Raw genomic sequence first — 23324 nt, forward strand, 5'->3', positions numbered from 1 at the left:
TGGGATATCCTGCAAAAGAAGGTCAAACCCGAGATCATTGAAGCTTCTGACAGTGTGTTCGGAAAGTTTACCATAAAAAAATGATAAGAAATCAATAAGGCTCCTTTCGGAATGTACCGTCAGGAGCTGTTTTTTTATGCCTGACGGAAGAATTTCAAGGGACTGAATATCGCTATTTTACTATGAAAAGCAGAGCAGACTATGTACCTTATGTGAAAAATATGAGTATTATATGAACATTTCGCAATTATTGGGTTGACATTTTATGAAATTTATGTTAAAAATTGAGCATAATATTGTTTGAAGGAGGATTGGAAATGAAAAAAACAATTTCTACAATCTCAGCTGCGGTCTTATCCCTCTCAGCAGCCGCAGCAATGCCGACCTGTGCTGCTGAATCAGACTATCTTCTCCACAGCACATTTGAGGACGGAAAAGACCAGTGGAACGGACGAGGCTCTGCTTCCGTAAAGGTCGTTACAGGTACGTCCCGTTCGGGAGAATCATCACTCTATACCAGCGGCAGAGAAGCAGCATGGAACGGTGCAACTGTTGGTCTCGGTTCGAGCTTTAAGGCAGGGCAGGACTACGCTTTCAGTGCATACGTTATGACAGATGATACTTCATCACCTGTAACATTCTACCTCACTCTCCAGTATAGTGACGGCGGAACTGCAAAATATCCAAAGATAGCAGAGGTGACTGCTGAAAAAGGCAAGTGGGCACACCTTGAGAATGCAAGCTTTACTATCCCTGAAGGGGCAGAGGATATACAGCTTTATGTAGAGACCGACGAAACTACGTGCAACTTCTATGTCGACGAGGTTGTTGGCGCAAAGAGCGGCACTGCTATCGACGAGCCGTCTGCTCCCGTGCAGATGCACAAGGGCGATATAAATTACGACGGCGTTATTAATTCGCTGGATATCGTTCTCGCAAGAAAGGGTCTCATAACCGAGATCACCGACAAGAAGATGCTGAAGGCTGCCGACGCTGACAGCAACGGTGTGTATGAGCTCAATGATGCTCTCCTTATCATGCAGTTCGTTGCAGGAAAGATACAGGAATTCCCAGTGGTTGAGCCTGTTATTGTTCCGGGACAGCTGAAATACACTATGGAGGAACTCACCAAGATAGTTCAGGATTCTCTTGTCAATAACGAGCCTTCAAGCTCGCATCAGGAGAAGGCAGGAGTCAAGTACGGAACTATCAAGAAGGAGAATTATTACTCAAAGAAGGCTAATAAGAACAAGCCTTATAATATACTTCTTCCTGCTGATTATGATCCGAGCAAGAAGTATCCTGTACTCTATGTTCTCCACGGCTTCTTCGAGAACGAGGATCGTATGATAACAAAGGGCAACGGTGTAATGTATACTCGACAGATCGTCGGAAACGCTATTGCCGAAGGCGCAGCTAAGGATATGATAGTTGTTTGTCCGCTGATATTCACAAGTGCAACGATGAACAGTGCTACAGGCTTCGGCGATGCGGGTTCTGTACAGGGCTATAACAACTTCGTTGATGATATCGTAGACAGCCTTATGCCGCATATCGAGGAGAAGTACAGCGTTGCTACAGGCAGAGACAATACCGCTGTAACAGGTTTCTCTATGGGCGGTATGGAATCGCTCCAGATCGGTATGAAGTACGGCGATAAGTTCGGCTACGTAGGCGCTATCTGTCCTGCCCCAGGTGCTTCGGGCGCATGGAAGTGGAACAGCGAGGAGGAGACACCTCACCTCGTAATGATAACAGGCGGTACTCAGGACGATGTTGTCGGACTGAATACTCCTGAGGGCTATCACAACAACTTCAACAAGAACGGCGTACCTCATGTATGGCACGTAGTTCAGGGCGGTCACCACGGTGACGATTCTATCCATTCGGCTCTCTATTCATTTGTAAGAGCCGTATTCCAGGCTACCGAATAATATAATATAATATCAACAGCCGACAAACCATGGGGAAAGGGTGAGTCGGCTGTTTTTTTATAAAAGCGAACGTCCATGACGGTAAGGTGAGCGAGTTAACGAGCGACAGCGTGGCAAGGGTGCAGCGCCACGATGCCTGCTGATTTGACATTTTCGGGCTGGTATATTATAATGTATTCGGAAATAACTGAAAGGAGCTTTTGCGTGGAACGCATAAAGAGAAAAAAGGGAAAGAGCAGGATCGCTTTTCCCGAGGATTACTGCGTTGTGGATATAGAGACTACGGGACTTTCGCCAGAGGAGTGCGAGATAATCGAAATAGCTGCGGTGCGCTACAGGAACGGCGAGAAAACTGCCTTCTTCAATACCCTTATAAGACCCCACAGCGCCATAGCGCCTTTTATTACCGAGCTTACAGGCATCACCAACGATATGGTGAAAGATGCTCCCGAAATAGATACTGCTATTAAGGATTTTTACGATTTTGCAGGGAATGATATGCTCATGGGGTACAATGTCAACTTTGACATCAATTTCCTGTATGACAACCTTCTGCGCTGTCACGGGATCTGCCTGAGCAATGATTTCGTGGACGTTCTGCGCTTTGCACGGAAAGTTCTGACCATGCTGCCCGACCGCCGACAAACTACTGTAGCGGCTTACTACGGCATAGAGATCACAGGAGCTCATCGTGCTGCAAAGGACTGCGAGATATGCAACGCCTGTTATTTGCGTCTGCGCGACGAGATGCGCAGGCAGTCGGAGAACTGAGCTATGGCTGAAAAGAAAATGAGAGAAGCTGTTTTGGAGTTCGCTGAGGAACGCTTCGGCACAAAGCCCGAATATCTCTGGAGCAGGACACCTGACTGCGGAGTCCTGCGCTGCGGAAACAATAAGTGGTATGCCATAATCATGAACGTTGACGGCAGAAAGATCGGACTTCCCGATACGGGAAAGTTGGATATCATCAATGTGAAATGCAGCCACCTGATGACAGGTTCGCTGCTTGCCATGAAGGGGATAGTGCCTGCTTATCACATGAACAAGAACAATTGGGTGTCGGTGCTTCTGGACGGCAGTGTTGATATCGGACAGGTAACAGCTCTCCTTGAAATGAGCCATGAGCTTGTTGACAGGACGAAAAAGAAAGCGAAAAATGCCGCCTCTGAATGAGGCGGCAGTGCTGCCGAAAAGATATTCGGCTCTCAGATGAAAAGGAACAGTTGCATTTTCGGACATTCTGTGTTATAATATTATTCGTACATTAATTTTATTTTTTCCGCTTTTCGACAGGAGGAACTTTATGCTTAATGCTGATCTGAAGGAATTTGAATTTACTTCTGATTTTGATGGACTTGTGATCTCAGCTGTTCTCGCAGTGCCTTCGGGTGATATAAATGGCATCGTGCAGATAGTTCACGGCATGAATGAGCACAAGGAACGCTATTATCCGTTTATGGATTACCTTGCCGAGCAGGGCTTCATTACAGTTATACACGATAACCGCGGTCACGGAAAAAGTATCGTTGAGCCTGATGATCTGGGATTTATGTTCAGAAAGGGCGGCGAGGGCTTTATAAGTGACATAGCACAGCTCAACCAAAGAATCAGGGCAGCATATCCTGAAGTGCCTGTATTTATGCTGGCAAGCGGCTTGGGTGCGGCAGGGGCGAAGTGCTTCCTGAAGGAGAACGATGACAAGCTCAACGGGCTCGTTCTTCTGGGAACGATATGCTACAGTTCGTTTTCGCCTGTGACAAGAGCCATAAACTCTGTTGCGTCCAAGCGCCCGGGAAGCCGTTTCAGGAGCGAGAAGATTTTCAATACCATTGATGATACCTTCGGCAAATTCTTTGAAGATCCCATTAATTCATGGAGATGCAGCGATGCAGACGTTGTCCTTGCGTACAACGAGGACGCTCTCTGTAATTTCAGACCTACCCTTAACGGCTATCAGGAGTTCCTGTGGCTTGTAAAGAGCTCTCAGTCTTCAGGGGGCTGGCAGGTGAAGAATCCTTCACTGCCCATACGCTTTATATCGGGTAAGGACGACCCTGCAATGATCTCGGAGAAGAAGTTCATGAGTATGATGGGCAAGCTCGAAAAGAGCGGCTATGAGAGCATTTCTCACCGACTTTTTGAAGGTATGCGTCATGATGTTCTTGTGGAAAAGAACAGCGTTAATGTATACAAGGATATTGCGAAGACCTTATTTTCGTGGCTTGACCGCTGGAATGAGGAACGCGCCGAGTCAATGACTGTTACGCCAACTGTTGCTGCGGCAGCGGCAGGCGCTCAGCAGGAACAATAATATGACTTACAGGACCGCCGCAGCGACGACGGTCCTTATATCGTAAACATGAAAGGATAAATTATGGATATCAACAAGACACTGGCAAAGGAATTCGGACTTAAACAGGAGCAGGTGGACAATACTGTCGCACTTATTGACGACGATAAGACTATACCTTTTATCGCTCGTTACCGTAAGGAGCTGACAGGTTCTCTCGATGACCAGATACTCCGTGAGCTCTATGACAGGCTCATGTACCTCCGTAACCTGGAAAAGCGCAAGGAGGAGGTAACGAACGCTATCACAGAGCAGGAGAAGATGACTCCCGAGATCGAAGCTGCTATCAGCGCAGCTGTAACTCTCGTGGAGGTCGAGGATATATACCGTCCGTTCAAGCCAAAGCGCCGTACCCGCGCAAGCATTGCCCGTGAGAACGGCCTTGAACCTCTTGCAGTGATGCTCATGGCTCAGGAGAATTCTACAGAGCCTGAGAAGGAAGCAGAAGCCTTCATCGACGAGGAGAAGAAGATCAATAACGCTCAGACAGCTCTTCAGGGAGCTATGGACATAATTGCTGAGGATATCTCCGACGATGCCGATATCAGAAAGAAGCTCCGTGCTCTTGCAGGCGATAAGGGCGAGCTGGTATCCAAGGCAGCAGACCCCGAGGCTGAGAGCGTATATATGAACTACTATGAGTACGCAGAGGCTATCCCGAAGGTGGCAAATCACCGTGTGCTCGCCCTTGACAGAGGTGAGAAGGAGGGCTTCCTCAAGGTGTCCGTTACCCTTGACGAGACTATGGCGACCGATGTCATCTTCGGCAAATATATCAAGGCTAACAATGCCTGCGGTGAGCTCGTAAGAGCAGCTGCCGCAGACAGCTATAAGAGACTTATATTCCCGTCTATCGAGCGCGAGATACGTTCGGAGATGAGCGCAAAGGCTGCTGAGGAGTCAATAAAGGTATTCGCAGCAAATCTCCGTCAGATGCTTCTCCAGCCTCCGCTTAAAAGCAGCGTTATCCTCGGCCTTGACCCTGGTTACGCACACGGCTGTAAGACAGCTGTTATCGACGGCACAGGCAAGGTGCTGGATACAGCTATAATCTATCCTGTAGGCTCTGCGGGAGCAGTTGAGGCTGCAAAGAAGAAGGTCAAGGAGTTTATACAGAAATACAACGTAAACGTTATCTCTATCGGAAACGGTACGGCTTCCCGCGAAACAGAGAGCTTTGCCGCAGAGATAGTCAAGGAAGTGCCGCAGGACGTAAGCTACATGGTAGTAAGCGAGGCAGGAGCTTCCGTATACTCTGCATCTAAGGTGGCTGCTGAGGAATTCCCCGAGTATGACGTTTCCATAAGAGGAGCTATCTCCATTGCCCGCCGTTTGCAGGATCCTCTTGCTGAGCTTGTAAAGATAGATCCGAAGGCTATCGGTGTAGGACAGTATCAGCACGATATGCCGCAGGCACGTATGAGCGAAGCCCTCGGCGGCGTTGTTGAGGACTGCGTTAACTCCGTCGGAGTTGACCTGAATACTGCTTCACATTCGCTCCTTTCGTATATCGCAGGCATCAACGCAACAGTTGCAAAGAATATCGTTACCTACCGTGAGGAAAACGGCAGATTCACAGACCGCAAGGAGCTCCTTAAAGTTCCGAAGCTGGGCAAGAAGGCTTTCGAGCAGTGTGCAGGCTTCCTGAGAGTCCGCGACGGCAAGAACCCTCTCGACAATACCGCTGTTCACCCAGAGAGCTATGAAGCAGCAGCATCACTGCTCAGTGAGTGCGGATTTACTCTTGCGGATATCGCAGGCAGCGGAGCTGATGGCATCACAGAGAAGGCAGGAAGCATCGGTCTGGATAATATAAGCAAGAATCTCGGCATTGGTGTCCCAACACTTACCGACATCATCGGCGAACTCAAAAAGCCTGGACGTGACCTTCGTGACGAGCTCCCCGCACCACTCCTCAGAAGCGGCGACGTTATGGAGATAAAAGACCTGAAGCCCGGTATGGAGCTTGTGGGAACAGTCCGCAATATCATTGATTTCGGATGCTTTGTTGATATCGGTGTCCATGAGGACGGTCTTGTTCATATCTCTCAGATATGCAGCCGCTACATCAAGCACCCTCTTGAAGCAGTAAAGGTGGGCGAGGTAGTAAAGGTAAGAGTTCTTGACGTTGACCTCAAGAGAAACCGTATATCGCTCACAATGCGCCTTAACGATGAAGAAGAGAAGAAGCAGCAGAAGTCCGAGCGCAGACCTAACAACAGAAAGCGTGAGGACCGCAAGCCAAAGGGCTTTGATGCTTCACAGATACGCAACAGCAGTTTCCGTATCAAGCAGAAGTAAGGAGATGGTGGTATGCCATTAAGAACAGAGGAAAGAGAAATAGTGTGCGCAGTCTGCGGAAAAAGCTCCGTGCAGACTGTTATTGCAGAGTTTGATCCGGATACGAGTACTCCCGATCTTGACATGAGACCGAATGGTGAGCACCGTTCATATCTGAAATACTGGGTCAGCGAGTGTCCGCACTGCGGATACTGCAATGCATCTATAGATATACCTGTCCGCTTCACAAGGGGATACCTTGAAAGCGAGAGATATAATACAGCAGGCGGAAGCGGACTTGCTGAAAAGTTCATGAAAATGTCGCTGGTATGCGAGAAGAACAAGGTCTACGAAGAGGCTGTGAAAGCCTGTTTGTACGCCGCGTGGTACTATGACGACGAGAATGACAAGAAAAAGGCAGCTGAGTGCCGCAGAGCTGCTCTCAGGATATATGATCTTCACAGGGCAGAGTTCGCAGCCAATCCCGATATGATACTTCTTGCGGCTGAACTTATGCGAAGAAGCGGCGATTTCGAGCGCGTGATCCGTGAATACAAGGGAAGGCTCCTTCCTTCCATGCTGCTCATCGCACTTGAAAACTTCGAGGTGGCACTTGCCGAAAAGAAGGACAGCGCCTGCCATAGAGCAGATGAAGCACCGAGAGTTGCGAAAAAATAAATACATCTAAAACATATACTTCGGAGGAAAAAATGATGAAGAGAATAGCAGCTTTTATAGTTGCAGCAGCGGCAGCAGGCTGTGTTTTTACAGGCTGTCAGCCAAAAAAGAAGGAGATCAAGAGCGAAAAGATCACTCAGCAGGAAAGCGCTTCATACGAGGACGCTCTGAAGGAATGCTTCAAGGCTATGCAGTATGAAGGCGGCGGAGAGATATTTTATTCATATATGTATCCGAATGAGACCATTGAGGCTATGAAGAAAAACGGCGAGTATGACAAGCTTGTAAAGAGCTTCAACGAATCTCAGAGCGATGTGCTGAAGTCACGAGATGTAAAATATGAGTTCAGCGGAATAAAAACATCAAAGGAACTCAGCGAAAAGCAGGTCGCCGGGGTAAAGAAATATTTAGTGGAGCTAAGTGAACCGTACCTTTCAACACTGACAGAGGACAGACTCGATGTCAAGGAAGGCTATGAGACCACATATGAGTATCTCAAGGATAATAAGACTACTGCCATTGAAACAGTCATAGTCTTTAAGCTGAACGATGAGGGCTGGAAAGTCATTACACAGTGACGGAGGTAAGATATGAAAAGAGAGTCCGGCTATAATACCAAGCAGAAGGAGAACCTTCTGGAATATCTTATAAAGAATAAAGAGAAGCATACCAATGTTCAGGAGATAAGTGCGTATTTATCTGCTGAGGGAACTCCTGTGGGAGTTGCAACTATCTACAGACAGCTGGACAAACTTGTGGATCAGGGGATTGTCCGCAAGTATTCTTTCGATGGCAAGACCTGTGCCTGCTATCAGTATATCGAGGATAATGAGCAGTGCCGCAGCCATTTCCATCTCAAATGTCTTAGCTGCGGCAAACTGATACATCTTGACTGTGAACATCTTGCAGACCTTACCCGTCATATCGAGGGCGAGCACGGCTTCAAGATAGACTTCTCGCAGACAGTCTTCTACGGAGTTTGTTCAGACTGTTCCGCTGAAGACTGAGGAGTTTGTGATGTGCTGCCGCTGTTGGCAGAACCTCTCGGAATGTAAATTTTAACGTCAGTTTCTGGTTTATCGGGCATAATACCACCTCCGCAGGTATTATGCCCGAAATTTTGATTTTGATTCATGATGCTGCAGAATGAAAGGTGAGGGAAGATGAAGGTCGTCAACGTGCTGCTGAGGCTTCTGGCAGCCGATATACTGAGTATGTTCATAAATATGACGCTGGCAGGTTCGAGCAGTACGGCTGTACGCGCGGTATGTGCCGTGTGTACGGCAGGGATACTTGTCACAGTATTGGGTGACCATGCAGTAAAAGCTGCACATACCGATCTGAAAGGCAAACAGGGCAGCGCAGGAATGATACTTGCGGGAGCTTTTGCATCTCTGCCTGCGCTTATAAGCTGGATCATACTGTATGTATCGGCGAACAGCGGCGGATTTGATTATTATCGCTGGCATAAGCTGATAAATGCGACGTTTTTGCAGTATTATAACCTCATTGAGCCAGATGCGCTGTCGTCATCGCTTTCCCTGAACGAGCTGCTGATGATGCTCCCGACAGCGGCAGTTCCCGCGGCAGCAGTGATAATACCGTACCTGCGCACTAAAAGACGCGGTACATTATAGACGGATATACGTTTACCGTTCAAGGATCGTGCCCGAAAATCGGCGTTTTTATGCAATCTGCTGAAAAAATATGGATTGTCTGAGGGAGTAAACTGTTTTGCTTGACATTTTAAGCAAAAACATGATAAAATAAAGCTTGATAAACTATTGTTATGGAGGTTTTTAGATATGGCATTTTGTAGATTCTGCGGAAAGCAGATACCTGAGGGCGGAGTTTGTGATTGTCCTGAAGCACAGAAAAAAGCAGCTGAGGAGATCAGCAATGCACCGCAGAGCGCTGAACAGGCTGTTGAAAGTGTAAAGGAAGCTGCTGCTGAGGTAAAGAACGAAGCAGTACAGGCTGCCGAGACTGTACAGGAAACCGTTAAGGAGACTGCTTCCGAGGTTAAGGAGAACGTTGCTGACAGCGCAAACAAGCCGGTAAGCGGTGCGGATATCGCAAAGAAGGTCGATGGACTCGCAGGAGAGATCTCGGAGAACCTTCCCGGAAATATGAAGAACAGCAAGAATGCTGTATATATCGCAGCCTGCATCGTAGCTGTACTTATCCTTATGCTCCTTATGTGCCTTTTCGGCGGCGGAGCAAAGAGCGCTGTGAAGAAATATGTAAAGGCTGCTTCAAGCAAGAGCGGCGGAAAGACATATTACTCATACACATATCCTAAACAAGTGATAAAGAAGCTCAAGAAAAAGGACAAGTTCGATGATATGGTCGATGATTTCAACGAAAAGGTCGAAGACGCTATAGACGATCTTGAGGATAAGGAAACAATGCCTAAGTTCGCAAAGATCGTTTCAAAGTCAAAGCTCAATGATTCCGAGCTTGACGGAGCTGAGGATTACTTCGAGGGCATATGCGAGATATACGATGTTGATGATGACATTGAGGTATCAAAGGGCTATGAAATGAAGATCAAAACCAAGTGCAAGGACGAAGACGGCGATACAGAGTATCACAAGACAAAGATATGCGTTGTAAAGATCAAGGGTGACGGCTGGAAGATAATCCCGGCTTCAAAGAATTCGCTTGACTGATATGAATGATTAATAGTTTGCATTTTGTCAAGCGTAAATTATAGCAATATTCATATACTAAAATGACGAAAAAAGCTTCTGAAGTGGTAATATTATTACTTCAGAAGCTCTTTTTGTATATAATTTTTTTATTACACAGCATTAAATATTGACTATTTGTCGGAAATGTGTTAAAATTATCTGGTTGCTGTGAAACGAATGACGTAAAAAGATATAATATCTTTTATGTCTAATCCTATTATATCGGAGGATATTATGGCATCAACTATATTGAATCAGACGATCATTATGCTTATCCTGATAGGCGTTGGCGTGGTATGTGCCAAAACAAAGCTTATAAGCGAAGCATCAAACAAGGATCTGTCAAAATTCGTGCTTCAGGTAGTAAATCCAGTAGTTATATTTGTTTCCTATCAGCGTGAATACCGCACAGAGCTTGCAAAGAACCTGCTGCTCACGTTTGTGTTATCTGTGGGAGCAATGGCGGCGCTTGTTCTGCTGTCGTATGTATTCGTAAGGAAAAAGGAAGGAAAAGAGTTTGAGATAGAACGATTTTCCTCTGTATACTCAAACTGCGGATTTATGGGGATACCTCTTGTAAATGCCATTTATCACGAAGAAGGCGTCTTTTATCTTACAGCATTCATAACTGTTTTTAATCTTGTAGTATGGACACATGGAGTAATACTCATCTCAGGACAGAAAGATCTCAGACAGGTGGTCAAGGTGTTCTATTCACCGACTATCATCTCGATCCTTCTTGGACTGATCACTTTCTTTGCACAGGTAAAGCTTCCTGAAACTGCGCTTACAGCACTGGGCTACATCAAGGATATGAATACACCTGTTGCGATGATAGTATCGGGCGTTACTATAGCGGCAACGAATGTTCCAAAGCTGCTGAAAAATATCAGGGTGTACTATGTATGTTTTCTGAAATTGCTTGTTATGCCTCTGATATTGGCAGTACCTTTTTCACTTCTGCACGGAGTGGACGAGATCGTGAGAATGACTATTCTTATTGCCGCTGCTGCACCTCCTGCTGCCATGTGTACCCTTCTCAGTATACGTTACGGTAAGAATTCAATATATTCATCGGAAATATTTACTGCTGGTACTATTTTATCAGTAGGCAGTTTGCCGCTGGTTGTTAAGTTTACGGAATATTTGACAAAAATGTCTTGAAAAGTTTGGCAAAAATGCTGATTTTATAAATTTTTGCGCTAAAATGTTTGAAATTTAATAATATTGTGTTATAATATAATTACATTAATAGAGAATGACTTTACAATAAAACGTCAAAATTATACAGGCAGTTATCAAATGACTCATATTGCAAAACAGTCCACAGGGGATATGTAGATTGTGCAAACGGAATTCGCGTTCGACATCTAATCAAGAAGAAATGGAGTTGTTGTTGTATGGAAAAAAGAGGAATCAGTAAGCTTGATCTGAAAAGAAGAAATCGTATGCAGATACTCAGAGTCATTAGAGAATCTGGCCCTATCTCAAGAGTTGACGTTGCGAGCGCTCTTGAGATCACACGAGCTGCTGTAACGATTATCACAAATGAAATGATCGAGGAAGGAGTTCTCGTTGAGATCGGAGAAGCACCCGTAAACACCGAGAAACTTCAGAAGGGCAGAAGAAAGATACTTATCGACATCAATGTAAATAGCAGATTTGCGCTGGGTGCAACTGTTGACGAAAAGGAAGTAAGCATCGGTCTGACCAACCTCAATTCAGAGGTCCTCGATAAGGCAAGCATGGTGATCGACGACAGAACCACAAGCAAGGATATTATCAACTACATTATAAAGACCAGCAACGAAATGGTCGAGAACAGCGCACTTACAAAGGATAAGATCCTCGGCCTCGGCGTTGGCGTAGTACCTTCAATGTGGGGAAAGCTCAAGATATTCTATAAAGACGGAGTACTTGACTTCACTAACTTTATTGATAAGCTCTCAGGCGGTCTCAATTTCGAGATCCACTGTGGAAATGCTATCGGTCTTATGGCTCTTGCAAGCAATGATTTTAGAACTCAGAACGGCTATCAGACCAATCAGGCATTTATCCACAACGGTAATCAGGTAAATCTCGCTATCATCAATAAAAACGAGCTTTCAGCTGATTACGTATCCTATACGTCCACTATCGAAAGATATATCGTCTGCCCCAACGGTAAGTCTTACGAGGGCTATCCTAACGGTTCTGTCAAGGCTGAGCTTTCAAGAACAGCTATGATGAACGCATTCTGTGAGATATACTCCAAGGACAAGACCCCTGTGCTCTATGAGCTCACAGACGGTGACAAGTCAGCTATCAATACTGACAATGTATTCATGGCTCTTATGAGAGGCGAGGAGCCTGTCAAGAACCTTGTAGACGACCTTATCGCTAAGTACACTGTACTTATCAATAACCTTTCGATAAGCCATTTTGCGAAGAAGATAGTTCTTCACAACTTCAAGCTCAACGAAAAGCAGTTTGACTACTGCAAACGTGAGATGATCCGTCTTGTAAGCGAGGAGATCGCTGACAGAGTAGTGCTCAGCAAGCTTGACGGAAAGAACAATTTCCTTGGCGGCTGTGCTCTTATCATTCAGGATAACTTCTATGTAAGAGGCGGTATGCAGTAAAAACTCAGAAAGCCTGAGAACTTAATGTTCTCAGGCTTTCTCTTTGCGCTTGTTTATGATATGCATGACGATATACATTATTATTAAGGAAAAGATCATTCCCAGCACAGCTCCGCCTGTGTCTATCATCATATCCCTGAATTCGCAGGAGCGTCCCTCAGACATGGTTTGATGCAGCTCATCAGAGAGCGCATAAAGGAAGCCGAACACAACGACGCACAGACTTTTCAGCGAAATGAGCTTCCTTTTGCCTGCCGTCATGGAAGCACAGAATCCAAGTGCGGTATATATCGTGAAATGCGCAAGCTTTCTCACGATAAATGAGGCTGTGTTCCATATCTCATGCTGTCGGTAAAGCGACCTTTTGGAGTAGTCCTTATCAATGATCTTGACTGCAACTTTGGTCATTGAACCGCTGGTTTTAGACGATTCTTCAGCATTTTCAGCCGAAAGAACGAATATCGCCACCATAACAGCTATCGTCAGGACGAGAAAAATCAACTGTAAGGCTGAAATTTTTGAACTTTTATTTTGCATTGTTTTCCCCCTATTCTTACATATTCTATTATACAATTATTGCTCAATTTTGTAAAGAGGAATTTTTTTGGGAAAAATTTCAAAAATATCTTGTAACCTGAGAATAAAAATGATATAATATATTGTGTGTGACTTTATGCCGCATAGCTTTTTACATAGATCAAGATAATTCGGAGGCAATAATGAAGAGTTTTTTAGCAAATGTCTGGACAAAGAGAGTCGTAGCGACACTTAGTCTTGTTTACACATATTTTGTTTTTAAATTTGCTTATTTTTCAATCTTTTACGATATCCACGTACATCAGCGGGCTTCACTGTGTCTGGCAATATCGGGTGTATCGCTTGCAGCCCTCATCATCATGCTGTATACGCGAAAACAAATATTCACACGTATAGCAAGCTTTGTGATACTTCCTGCGATGCTGCCCGTGGTGCTGCTGTACTTCGGCGAGTGGGGAGCTATACTTCCTATTATTATAGTCGGAATAATCATACTGCTGCTATCGGGTGCATCTGAAGGCTTGAAGACCGCGATCGCCACTATTATACTTCTCATGTATATATTCGGTGCGCTGGGATATTTTTTGTTCACGTCCTTCTTTGTAACACCTACAAAGGAGAAGGTAATCGAAACAGGTGTTTCACCGTCGGGAACATACAGATACAGGATCGTCAATACAGAGGACAGTTCAAACGGAAGCACAGCAGTTTATGTTGAGCCGAATACAGCTGATGTCAATTACCAAATGGTATCATTCACCCTCAAGAATATCGAAAGAGTGGTTTACCTTGACAGACCTTCGGACGACGAGGTAACTATCGAGTGGACTACACAGTCACGCAAAGAGATAACAGACTACCTTAACTCAATATCAGATCAGGTAGAGCTTTCTATTACCGATGCTGAGCTTGAACATATCGGCTATACCTATGATAACAAGCTCATGCTCACAACGCTCTCTGCAAGCCGTAAATTTGCTTTGGGTCTTACCGCTTCCGATGTTGACCCTGTTCCGCTGGACAGCCTGAATCAGGAACAGCTCGACTTCTTCGGCATCGGCAAGGAGCCTGACGGAAGATACTATATAAAGGATATCTCTGATCGCATGAGAGAGGCTCTCGGAGACAAGGCAAACAAGAGAGTTTACTTTAAGGATCTTACCGATAAGGAGTGGAAGGTGTATAATTCCGATCACATTGACGCTCCTACGGGTATCACTCTTTTCAATGTCAAGAAGTACCACAATATCAGACTTAACACCCTTACCGACGAGCAGCTTGCTTACCTCGGCGTTTCCGAAAGCGGAGATGTTATGATACTTTCTGCTCTGCGCCACGATAAGCCCGCAGAGGAAGGTGCTGAACCCGGTGAAGATATAATAACAGCTGACAAGAAAATAGTATTCCGCTACTATGTTGCGGAGATAGATGATTATTACGATGTAAATTCAAGACATTTCTCATTTGATCTTCTTAATTGAATATGATATAACGGCGCTGTGGGCAGATCTCTCGTAAGTAGTGGTGCTCACAACGCCTTGCGTTTAATTATATGGTTTGCAAGTCCGCAAAAGAAGCGCAGAATGTAAAAAAATGAGCAAAAAAGGTCTTGCAATACAGACTGATATGAGATATCATGTGTTTAGAGGATCATGATGCAGAGCAGGCACTCTGCAAATATTCATAAAGGAGTTGTAAATTATGGCATATTTAATAGGTGTGGACTGCGGTACAAGTGGTACCAAGACAGTTCTTTTTGATGAAAAGGGAAGCGTTATCGCTTCAAAGACTATCGAATATCCGATGTATCAGCCTAAAAACGGCTATGCTGAGCAGGAGCCTTCAGACTGGGCAAATGCTATGGTAGAGACTATCAAGGCTGTAATGGCTAAGAGCGGTGTTAAGAAGGAAGACGTTAAGGGTATCGGCATCTCGGGACAGATGCACGGACTTGTAATGCTGGATAAGGATAATAATGTGCTTCGCCGTTCTATTATCTGGTGTGACCAGAGAACAGCTGCTGAGGTCGAGGAAATGAACCGTATCGTCGGCAGAGACAAGCTCGTTGAGATAACTGCTAACCCTGCCCTCACAGGCTGGACAGCTGCAAAGATACTCTGGGTAAAGAACAACGAGCCTGAGGTATACTCAAAAGTTGCACATATCCTTCTTCCAAAGGACTATCTCAGACTTATCCTTACAGGTGAGTATGCAACAGAGGTTTCAGATGCTTCAGGTATGCAGCTTCTTGACGTTCCTAACCGCAAGTGGTCTGATGAGCTTCTCAGCGCATTTGAGATCGACAAGAACTGGCTGGGCAAGGTGCATGAGAGCTGTGAGGTAACAGGTACTCTCACAAAGAAGATGGCTGAGACACTCGGTCTCTGCGAGGGAACTATCGTTGTCGGCGGCGCAGGAGACAATGCTGCTGCTGCTGTTGGTACAGGCGTTGTCGAGGACGGCAAGGCTTTCACAACTATCGGTACATCGGGCGTTGTTTTCGCTCATACATCTAATATATCTATCGACAAGAAGGGCAGAGTACACACTTGCTGTGCTGCTGTTCCGAATACATGGCACGTTATGGGCGTTACTCAGGGTGCAGGTCTCTCCCTCAAGTGGTTCAGAGACAATTTCTGCATGGCTGAGAAGGAGACTGCAAAGCTCATGGGTGTCGACGAGTACTACCTCATGGATAAGCAGGCTGAGACAGTTCCTGTAGGAGCAAACAGACTTCTGTATCTCCCGTATCTTATGGGCGAGAGAACTCCGCACCTTGATCCTGACGCAAGAGGAGTATTCTTCGGACTTTCAGCTATACACACAAGAAAGGATATGCTCCGTGCTGTTATGGAAGGCGTTACATATTCACTTCGTGACTGTGTTGAGGTATTCCGCGAGATGAACGTGAACGTAAGCGATATGATGGCTTGCGGCGGCGGCGGATCATCACCGCTGTGGAGAAGTATGCTTGCCGATCTTTACAACTGCAATGTCAAGACAGTTGCATCGAAGGAAGGACCTGCTCTCGGTGTTGCTATTCTGGCAAGTGTCGGTGCAGGCATTTACAGCAGCGTATCCGAGGCTTGCAGCGCTATTATCAAGACTGATAAGGTACAGGCTCCTAAAGCCGAGAACGTTCCTGAGTACGAGAAGTATTATCAGCTCTACAGAGAGATATACCCTGCTCTCAAGGCTCAGTACGCAAAGCTTGCTGTACTCTGATAATTTATCATGATAGAGACTGAAAGACTATTTATCCGTCCGTTTCGCATAAGCGATGCAGAAGATGCTTTTGAATGGCGCTCTGATGCAGAAGTCAACAGATTCATGCCATATCCCTGTGATGAAAGCGTTGAGGCTTTGCGTGAAAGGATAGCGGAATGGATCGGGGAAAAAGACAAATATGCCATCGTGCTGAAGGATGCTGAAAAGGTGATAGGCGATATCACTCTTGAATTCAGCAAGAAAGACTCTGCGTATGAGATAGGATACAATCTTAACCGCAGCTTCTGGCGAAAAGGCTATGCAACGGAAGCAGTCCGCGGACTTATTGGCTGGGCATCAGAAGAACTTGGAGCACATGACTTTACGGCTTTTTATGCCAAAGAAAATGCGGCTTCCGGCAGAGTGCTTGAAAAATGCGGATTTGTTAAGGAGTATACAGGGCAATATTCCCGTGATAACGGAAAAATAGTATTTGAGGCTCTTTTTGTAAGACTTCATATTGAATAAAAACAAAGGCGGACATATGTCCGCCTTTGGAAATTGTGAGGAGGTGAACTGCATGGATAATTCAGTGCTGAAAAAGTTTGCTGCTAAAGCAAGGAGCGTTTTGTTGAAAAACAGCAGTGAAGAATGTGCATATTTCGGATTCATGCGGCTGTGTTCACTCTTTTCTATTGACGTATCAGCAGTTTATGGGATACTATCCGTGCCTGAGAAGCTCCGCAGCGCACTTTTCAGAGAAAAGTGCGGGCAGCTCGAAGAGATATATGGCGGGATATTTTCATTAAAGTCCGAGCTGCCTGTTCCGCCGCAGCTTTTAGCTGACGGCGGAACTGCTGCGGAGCTTCTCAGGCTGCCGCGTGATTTTTTCGGCAGTATATCGGTGTTGGGAAGGCTGCACCAGTATTATAACGAGCCGTACAGAAATGAGATAGCAGTGGGTTTGAAGAACAGCAAGAGGCTAAGTTCCGATAAGATAGCTGCTGCGACGCAGATTTTCACACCTGAGTGGGTGGTAAAGTACATGGTGCAGAATACTCTTACAAGGTATCTGCGTGAGCATAGCTGCGATGTCGGGGACGGTGAGTATATTATCGGTGGGGAGACTGCTGATAGGACAAATCTTTGTCCCGAAGAGATAACGTTTATCGACCCGTGCATGGGCAGCGGAAATATCCTGCTTTACGCCTTTGACGTGTTTATGGAGCTGTATCGGAGCTGCGGATATTCGGATAAGACTGCGGCTGAGAAGGTGCTGTGCTGCAACCTGTATGGTCTGGAGCTTGATGAACGGGTGTGTGCTGTGGCAGAGACAGCACTTCGCTTTAAGGCACAGCAGTACGGTGCAGATGTTTTGCCGCAGGTCTGCGACTTTTCAGGTATAAGCGATACGGCAGGCTCGCTCCTTAAAGCCGAACAGATAGCGGACATCAGCTCAAAAGCAGCAGTTGTCAGAAAGCTCCTCAGCCGAAAATACACTGTTGTCGTGACAAATCCGCCGTACCTTGGCAAACCTGCCATGAACACTGAACTTTCGGCTTTTGTGCGTGAGAACTACAATGATTACAGCGCAGACATCTTTTCAGTGTTTGCCGCGAGATGTATGGATATGCTGGAACAAGGAGGATATCTTGGACTTCTAACACCTGCCACATGGCTGTTTTTACAGTCCTATGAGAAAATGAGACTGCGGATATACAGTGAGTGCTCCGTACAGACTCTCATACACTTCGAGTATTCAGCCTTTGATGATGCAACAGTTCCGCTGTGTGCGTTTACAGCGAACATGGGCAGAAGCTCTTCAAAGGGAACGTATCTGCGCCTTACGGATATAAAGGGCGGTATGGAGCTTCAGCGGCAGAAGGTGCTTGAAGCTGCATTTGACAAGGAAAGTCCGTACAGATATGAAGCAGATGCAGATGTTTTTCGTGATATACCGTCAGCTCCCGCAGCGTACTGGCTTGGGAAGGCTGCTCTTCAGGCGTTTTCGGGGACGAAGCTCGGTGAGGTATTTGCAGTCCGTGAGGGACTGATAACAGGGGATAACGACCGATTCCTGCGGCGCTGGTTTGAAGTTGACCAAAATAAAACAGCTTTCAAATATAGTCCTGACAAAAAGTGGTATCTTCTGAACAAGGGCGGAGAGTTCCGCAGGTGGTACGGCAACCGCGAATTCGTTGTAAACTGGGAGAATGACGGCGAGGAGATAAAAAACTTCCGCGACAATAACGGGAAACTACGTTCACGACCGCAGGGGCTTAATTATAATTTTCACCCGTCGGTAAGCTGGTCGCAGATAACCAACGGTGGATTTTCTGTGCGATATTTCGACGAAAACTTTATGTTCAACGTTGCGGGGACGAGTGTATTCCCAGAGAACGAAAAGCAGCTTCTGATGCTGCTCGGACTGCTGAACAGCTGCGTGGTATCAGAACTTTCCCGTGTCCTTAATCCTACTCTTAACATGAACCCGGGGGATATTGCGAGGCTGCCGCTGCCTGATATTCCTGATGAGTGTACGGAGGCTGAAAAGCTTATACGAGAGAATATACGGTTTTGCCGTGATGACTGGGACAGCTTCGAGACAGCATATGATTTCAGAAGGCACCCACTTATATGATAATTGGCGGAAAGTTCGGAAATATCTTCCTGCGGCTGTTGCTTTTTTTTATATAATGTGATATAATATAATGAAATAGCCTTTGGAAAAGGCTGATTAAACTATAAAGGAGAATAAGTATGGCTATTACTGAAGCAGTTGAAAATTACCTTGAAACTATTCTCATTCTTTCACAGAAACAACCTGACGTTCATGCAATAGACATTTGTTCATATCTGGGCTATTCACGCCCCACAGTTTCCATAATCCTCAAGAAAATGAAGGACGAGGGACTTGTAACCGTTGACGGCGATAATCACATCAGACTTACAGATGTTGGAAAGGACGTTGCAGAGCGCATATATGACCGCCATAAGGTACTCACCGACTTTTTCACATATCTCGGTGTCAGCCGTGATGTTGCGGCAGAAGATGCCTGCAAGGTCGAGCACGATATCTCTGATGAGACATTCGAGCTTTTGAGAAAGTATTATGACAAAATTGCCGAAGAGGCAAAATAACAGCCTTTTCGGAGGATATAATGGGTAAATATGAATCATTCAGGGAGCAGTATCCCGTTTTTGTATACAGGTCTTATAAGATAACCGAAACAGACGACAGTATCGAGATAAGCTATGTTTTCGAGTTCCCCGATCTTGCGAAGTTCGAGCCGGGCTGGACCTTTAAGAAGCCTGCGGGCTTTACAGCAAAGGGAGATCTAACCTTTGAAAGAATGGCTTTTTCTCTTGGCATGGCTGAGGCAGTAAGCTACTGGAAGGCTGCCTGTTCTCCTGAGTTCCGCGTTGAATGCGGAGAGCTTGACGATGAACAGATACAGTGGTGGAAGAAGCTATGGTTCATGGGACTTGGCGAGCTTTTCTTCGTGAACGGTATAAACGCAGACCGTGATACATTTGTGAATATAACTGCAACAGGCAGCTTTGACAGCGCTCTTTCCGAGACAGTTCGTCAGCCAAAGGGCTGCCTTGTTCCTATCGGCGGCGGAAAGGACTCGGCTCTTACGCTGGAGACCCTTGTCAATGCAGGCATGGAGTGCCGCTGCTACTCTATAAATAAGCGACATTCCATAATTGATACGGTCACAACAGCAGGACTTCCCGAGGAGGCGCTGATAATATCTCAGCGTCATTTTGACCGCTCACTGATCGAGCTCAACAATAAAGGCTTCATAAACGGTCATACGCCGTTTTCTTCCATAGTTGCCTTTTCGGCAGAGATCACAGCGTATATCAACGGTCTGAAGTATATCGTCCTCTCCAATGAGTCCAGTGCCAACGAGAGCACTGTTGTGGGGCAGGAGGTCAACCATCAGTACTCCAAGAGCTTCGAGTTCGAGCAGGATTTCCACAGCTATGAGGAGAAGTATCTCCATACAGGACAGTATTATTTCAGCTTCCTGCGTCCGCTGGCCGAGTTCCAGATAGCAAAGATGTTCGTATCACACAGGAAGTACCTTCCCGTGTTCAGAAGCTGCAATCTGGGTAGCAAGGTTTCTCCCGATATATGGTGCGGAGAGTGCCCTAAGTGCCTGTTCGTGAGCCTTATTCTCTCGCCGTTCCTCAGCCTCAGCGAGCTGAATGATATTTTCGGCAGGGATATGCTCAATGAGCCGAATATGAAGGAGTACTTCATCGAGCTTATCGGACAGTCGGAGCACAAGCCCTTTGAGTGCGTCGGAAGTATCGACGAGGTCAATTTAGCCGTGTCACTGGCAATACGCAAGCTTGAACGGAACGGCGAAGAACTGCCGCTGCTGTTTGAGGAATACAAGAATCGCGGACTTTATCACCCTGAGACCATTGACAGTCTCAATGATGAGTGCTGCGGATCATTCAACGAGCAGAATCTGCTGCCCGCCGAATTCAAGAAAATACTGAAAAAGGAAATGGAGCGTCTGCTTTGAACAAGTTCTGTGAATATGTAAAAAACTACACTGAGGGAAAGAAAATATGTATACTCGGCTTCGGAAGAGAAGGAAAGTCCACATACAAGATACTGGAGAAGTATTGCTCGCCAAAGTTTGTAGCTATAGCCGACCTGAATCCTGTAGACCGCGAGGCTAACGGTCTTTCCGAAGATGTGGAGCTTATATGCGGCAAGGACTATCAAGAGTGCCTTGACAGTTTCGATATGGTATTCAAAAGTCCGGGTATCGTTCTCGAAAAGAAGCTCTCGGAACTTAAATGTCAGATAACCTGTGAAACACAGGTGTTCTTCGAGGTGTACCGCGAGCAGATAATCGGTATCACAGGAACTAAGGGCAAGAGCACTGTGACTTCGCTCATATATCATGTGCTGAAGGAGAGCGGAGTTGACTGCCGTATCGCAGGAAATATCGGCATACCTGTGTTTGATATAGCCGAGGGCATGGGCGATGAGACCGTTGTGGTCTGTGAGCTTTCTTGCCACCAGCTTGAGTATATGACAGTTTCTCCGAAATACGCCGTTTTCCTCAATCTCTACGAGGAGCATCTTGACCACTACGGCACAATGGAGAACTACTACAACGCAAAGAAGAACATATATCTGCATCAGCAGCCCTTTGACGTTCTCTGGTGCAATGAAGATTTAAGGACCGATGATATGCCGTCTATTGTCATTACAGTATCCGATACTGACGAGAATGCTGATGTATTTGTATCGAACGGCAAAATAATGGACGCAGACGGCGATTCCTATGTGATACCTGTTGACAGTATAAAGCTTCTGGGAACTCACAACCATTACAATATAGCTATCGCTTACGGTCTTACGAGCATTATGATAGGCGAAGAAGCCTTCACGAAGGCTCTTTGCACATTTGATCCGCTGGCACACCGCCTCGAATATGTGGACACAGTCCGCGGTATACGCTGGTATGACGATTCTATCTCTACAGCCTGCGCGACTGCGATATCCGCGCTGAAGAGCGTACCGAATGTGGGAACTATCCTCATAGGCGGTATGGACAGAGGTATCGACTATCAGCCGCTTGTGGACTTCCTCGCAGACTTTGACGTAAAGGGCATTTGTATGGAAGCATCGGGCAAGCGCGTGTATGATATGATACAGTCAAGCGGCAGCTTCAGCAATAAAGACCGAATTCACTATGCAGACCACCTTGAAGACGCAGTGAAGCTTGCTGCGGAGATAACTCCTGAGGGTAAGAGCTGCGTAATGTCGCCTGCGGCTGCAAGTTACGGAATATTCAAGAATTTTGAGGAGCGCGGCGACGCATTCAAAAAGCTTGTTGCGGAGCTTAAATAAGTGTCTGACGGTTGGGGGACCATTATTATTGTAATAAGGGGAACGAGGTGAGAAATATGAAAGAAAACTTTGAGATCTGTCATTGTATGGGAGTTTCTTACGCTGATGTTGAGGACGCTCTCCATAATAATGAACAGCTCACAGACGTTGTTGCATTGTTTGACAAGGTGCAGGAAGCTACACACTGCTCGACAGGCTGCGGCGGCTGTCACGATGATATAATGAAAGTTATATCAGAAATAATGATGGCATGAATTTGTCAACAGCTATGTAGGGGCGGCATTTTGCCGCCCATTTTTCACATTTAACCCAAATTGTAGGGGCGGATATTATCCGCCCAATTCTTTACATAAAAAATCGGGACTGTATAACTACAAGTCCCGTTTTACTTTATATGCAGTTTTTTATCGTTTGTGCGTCCGAGGATATAATCGGCGGAAACACCGTAAAAATCAGCAAGTGTTACAAGGTGACGGATAGGGAGTTCGCGCTCGCCTGTCTCGTAACGTGAATACTGTGGCTGTGTAGTATTGAGCAGCTTTGCAATATCGCTCTGCTGGAGGTCTTTATCCTCGCGCAGATCTTTCAGCCGTTGTAAATAGTACACAAAAACACCACCCTAAATTATCTTACAAATAAAATTCTATCATAAATCTACATAATTATATTGACATTATATCCGAATGGATATATAATATTCTTGGAGGTGGTTATAAATGTATACATCAGAAGATTATAAACGCGATAAACTTATCGCAGAAACAGGACGTGGATACGAAAAAGGCATGGCTGAACTACGCTGTATTCACTACGAACATGGAAGAATAGGCGAAGCTGACAGACTTCTTCAACAATCGCCATATGCTAATGAAAATACATATTATAACGATACATATACATCATCAAATGGAATTTCGGATAAAATAATTGATTTAGAGCACGATATAAAGAATCAAAAATGGCGTCAAGATATGATAGAATCTCAATTGGCTAAAGGGAATAATCCAGATGAAGAATCATTAAGAAAACTATTAAGAGAAATCAAGAGAAATATAAGGGATTTAGAAGATCAGATTACAAGGCTAAAATTAGGATATTGATTTGAAGGGGCGTATGATATCCGTCCCTACAGGCAAC

At 45.7% G+C, this 23324-nt stretch carries 23 protein-coding genes; 21 read left to right on the forward strand and 2 right to left on the reverse strand.

What is annotated here, in order from left to right; translation table 11 throughout:
- Window positions 1–317 precede the first annotated feature (317 nt).
- From K6G33_RS11975 to K6G33_RS12030, 12 genes are all read left to right on the forward strand, one after another.
- Window positions 318–1934 carry a carbohydrate binding domain-containing protein gene (locus K6G33_RS11975; RefSeq protein ID WP_296779777.1) on the forward strand — a complete coding sequence of 539 codons (1617 nt, stop codon included), beginning with the start codon at window positions 318–320 and terminating at the stop codon, window positions 1932–1934.
- Window positions 1935–2138: 204 nt separating this feature from the next.
- Entirely contained in the window at window positions 2139–2705 is a 567-nt protein-coding gene (locus K6G33_RS11980; protein ID WP_296779779.1) for a PolC-type DNA polymerase III, read from the forward strand.
- A gap of 3 nt (window positions 2706–2708) precedes the next feature.
- Window positions 2709–3107 carry an MmcQ/YjbR family DNA-binding protein gene (locus K6G33_RS11985; protein WP_296779782.1) on the forward strand — a complete coding sequence of 133 codons (399 nt, stop codon included), beginning with the start codon at window positions 2709–2711 and terminating at the stop codon, window positions 3105–3107.
- A gap of 130 nt (window positions 3108–3237) precedes the next feature.
- A complete protein-coding gene (locus K6G33_RS11990; protein ID WP_296779784.1) occupies window positions 3238–4245 on the forward strand; it encodes an alpha/beta fold hydrolase in 1008 nt (335 codons plus the stop codon).
- A 63-nt stretch (window positions 4246–4308) separates the two neighbouring features.
- Window positions 4309–6585 carry a Tex family protein gene (locus K6G33_RS11995; protein WP_296779787.1) on the forward strand — a complete coding sequence of 759 codons (2277 nt, stop codon included), beginning with the start codon at window positions 4309–4311 and terminating at the stop codon, window positions 6583–6585.
- Between the two features lie 12 nt (window positions 6586–6597).
- A complete protein-coding gene (locus K6G33_RS12000) occupies window positions 6598–7242 on the forward strand; it encodes a DUF2225 domain-containing protein (RefSeq protein ID WP_296779788.1) in 645 nt (214 codons plus the stop codon).
- A 32-nt stretch (window positions 7243–7274) separates the two neighbouring features.
- Window positions 7275–7820 (forward strand): hypothetical protein, encoded by a 546-nt coding sequence (locus K6G33_RS12005; protein WP_296779790.1) that lies wholly within the window; start codon window positions 7275–7277, stop codon window positions 7818–7820.
- A gap of 12 nt (window positions 7821–7832) precedes the next feature.
- Window positions 7833–8249: a Fur family transcriptional regulator gene (locus tag K6G33_RS12010; RefSeq protein ID WP_296779792.1), complete on the forward strand. Its 417-nt coding sequence runs from the start codon at window positions 7833–7835 to the stop codon at window positions 8247–8249.
- Window positions 8250–8405: 156 nt separating this feature from the next.
- Window positions 8406–8879, forward strand: a complete 474-nt coding sequence (locus K6G33_RS12015) for a hypothetical protein (protein ID WP_296779793.1) — start codon at window positions 8406–8408, stop codon at window positions 8877–8879.
- Between the two features lie 168 nt (window positions 8880–9047).
- Complete coding sequence (locus tag K6G33_RS12020) at window positions 9048–9914, forward strand: hypothetical protein (protein ID WP_296779796.1); 867 nt, start codon at window positions 9048–9050, stop codon at window positions 9912–9914.
- 255 nt (window positions 9915–10169) lie between these two features.
- On the forward strand, window positions 10170–11099 hold the full coding sequence (locus K6G33_RS12025; protein ID WP_296779797.1) for an AEC family transporter: 930 nt from the start codon (window positions 10170–10172) through the stop codon (window positions 11097–11099).
- A 236-nt stretch (window positions 11100–11335) separates the two neighbouring features.
- Window positions 11336–12556 (forward strand): MarR family winged helix-turn-helix transcriptional regulator, encoded by a 1221-nt coding sequence (locus K6G33_RS12030; RefSeq protein WP_296779800.1) that lies wholly within the window; start codon window positions 11336–11338, stop codon window positions 12554–12556.
- 30 nt (window positions 12557–12586) lie between these two features.
- On the opposite strand, the gene K6G33_RS12035 is transcribed toward K6G33_RS12030, so the two are convergent.
- Window positions 12587–13093 carry a VanZ family protein gene (locus K6G33_RS12035; RefSeq protein WP_296779802.1) on the reverse strand — a complete coding sequence of 169 codons (507 nt, stop codon included), beginning with the start codon at window positions 13091–13093 and terminating at the stop codon, window positions 12587–12589.
- Between the two features lie 182 nt (window positions 13094–13275).
- Here K6G33_RS12035 and K6G33_RS12040 point away from each other — a divergent pair, with 182 nt between their 5' ends.
- The 8 genes from K6G33_RS12040 (at window position 13276) to K6G33_RS12075 (ending at window position 22441) form a co-directional block, all read left to right on the forward strand.
- Complete coding sequence (locus tag K6G33_RS12040; RefSeq protein WP_296779804.1) at window positions 13276–14574, forward strand: hypothetical protein; 1299 nt, start codon at window positions 13276–13278, stop codon at window positions 14572–14574.
- 220 nt (window positions 14575–14794) lie between these two features.
- Window positions 14795–16318: a xylulokinase gene (xylB, locus tag K6G33_RS12045; RefSeq protein ID WP_173449056.1), complete on the forward strand. Its 1524-nt coding sequence runs from the start codon at window positions 14795–14797 to the stop codon at window positions 16316–16318.
- Window positions 16319–16327: 9 nt separating this feature from the next.
- The gene (locus tag K6G33_RS12050) at window positions 16328–16828 is read left to right on the forward strand and encodes a GNAT family N-acetyltransferase (RefSeq protein ID WP_296779808.1); all 501 of its coding nucleotides are present in this window, start codon (window positions 16328–16330) and stop codon (window positions 16826–16828) included.
- A gap of 52 nt (window positions 16829–16880) precedes the next feature.
- Window positions 16881–18941, forward strand: a complete 2061-nt coding sequence (locus K6G33_RS12055; RefSeq protein ID WP_296779810.1) for an N-6 DNA methylase — start codon at window positions 16881–16883, stop codon at window positions 18939–18941.
- Window positions 18942–19060: 119 nt separating this feature from the next.
- Window positions 19061–19441 (forward strand): metal-dependent transcriptional regulator, encoded by a 381-nt coding sequence (locus K6G33_RS12060; RefSeq protein ID WP_296779812.1) that lies wholly within the window; start codon window positions 19061–19063, stop codon window positions 19439–19441.
- 20 nt (window positions 19442–19461) lie between these two features.
- Window positions 19462–20844, forward strand: a complete 1383-nt coding sequence (locus K6G33_RS12065; RefSeq protein WP_296779815.1) for a hypothetical protein — start codon at window positions 19462–19464, stop codon at window positions 20842–20844.
- Window positions 20841–22187 (forward strand): UDP-N-acetylmuramoyl-L-alanine--D-glutamate ligase, encoded by a 1347-nt coding sequence (gene murD / locus K6G33_RS12070; protein ID WP_296779817.1) that lies wholly within the window; start codon window positions 20841–20843, stop codon window positions 22185–22187. The genes K6G33_RS12065 and murD overlap by 4 nt, the downstream gene beginning before the upstream one ends.
- Window positions 22188–22243: 56 nt before the next feature.
- A complete protein-coding gene (locus K6G33_RS12075) occupies window positions 22244–22441 on the forward strand; it encodes a (2Fe-2S)-binding protein (RefSeq protein ID WP_296779820.1) in 198 nt (65 codons plus the stop codon).
- A 131-nt stretch (window positions 22442–22572) separates the two neighbouring features.
- Here the strand turns inward: K6G33_RS12075 and K6G33_RS12080 are convergent, their stop codons facing one another.
- On the reverse strand, window positions 22573–22794 hold the full coding sequence (locus K6G33_RS12080) for a helix-turn-helix transcriptional regulator (protein WP_296779823.1): 222 nt from the start codon (window positions 22792–22794) through the stop codon (window positions 22573–22575).
- A gap of 109 nt (window positions 22795–22903) precedes the next feature.
- Here K6G33_RS12080 and K6G33_RS12085 point away from each other — a divergent pair, with 109 nt between their 5' ends.
- Window positions 22904–23287 carry a hypothetical protein gene (locus tag K6G33_RS12085; RefSeq protein WP_296779825.1) on the forward strand — a complete coding sequence of 128 codons (384 nt, stop codon included), beginning with the start codon at window positions 22904–22906 and terminating at the stop codon, window positions 23285–23287.
- Window positions 23288–23324: the final 37 nt, after the last annotated feature.

Source organism: Ruminococcus sp., assembly GCF_024691275.1.
Classification (GTDB): domain Bacteria; phylum Bacillota; class Clostridia; order Oscillospirales; family Ruminococcaceae; genus Ruminococcus.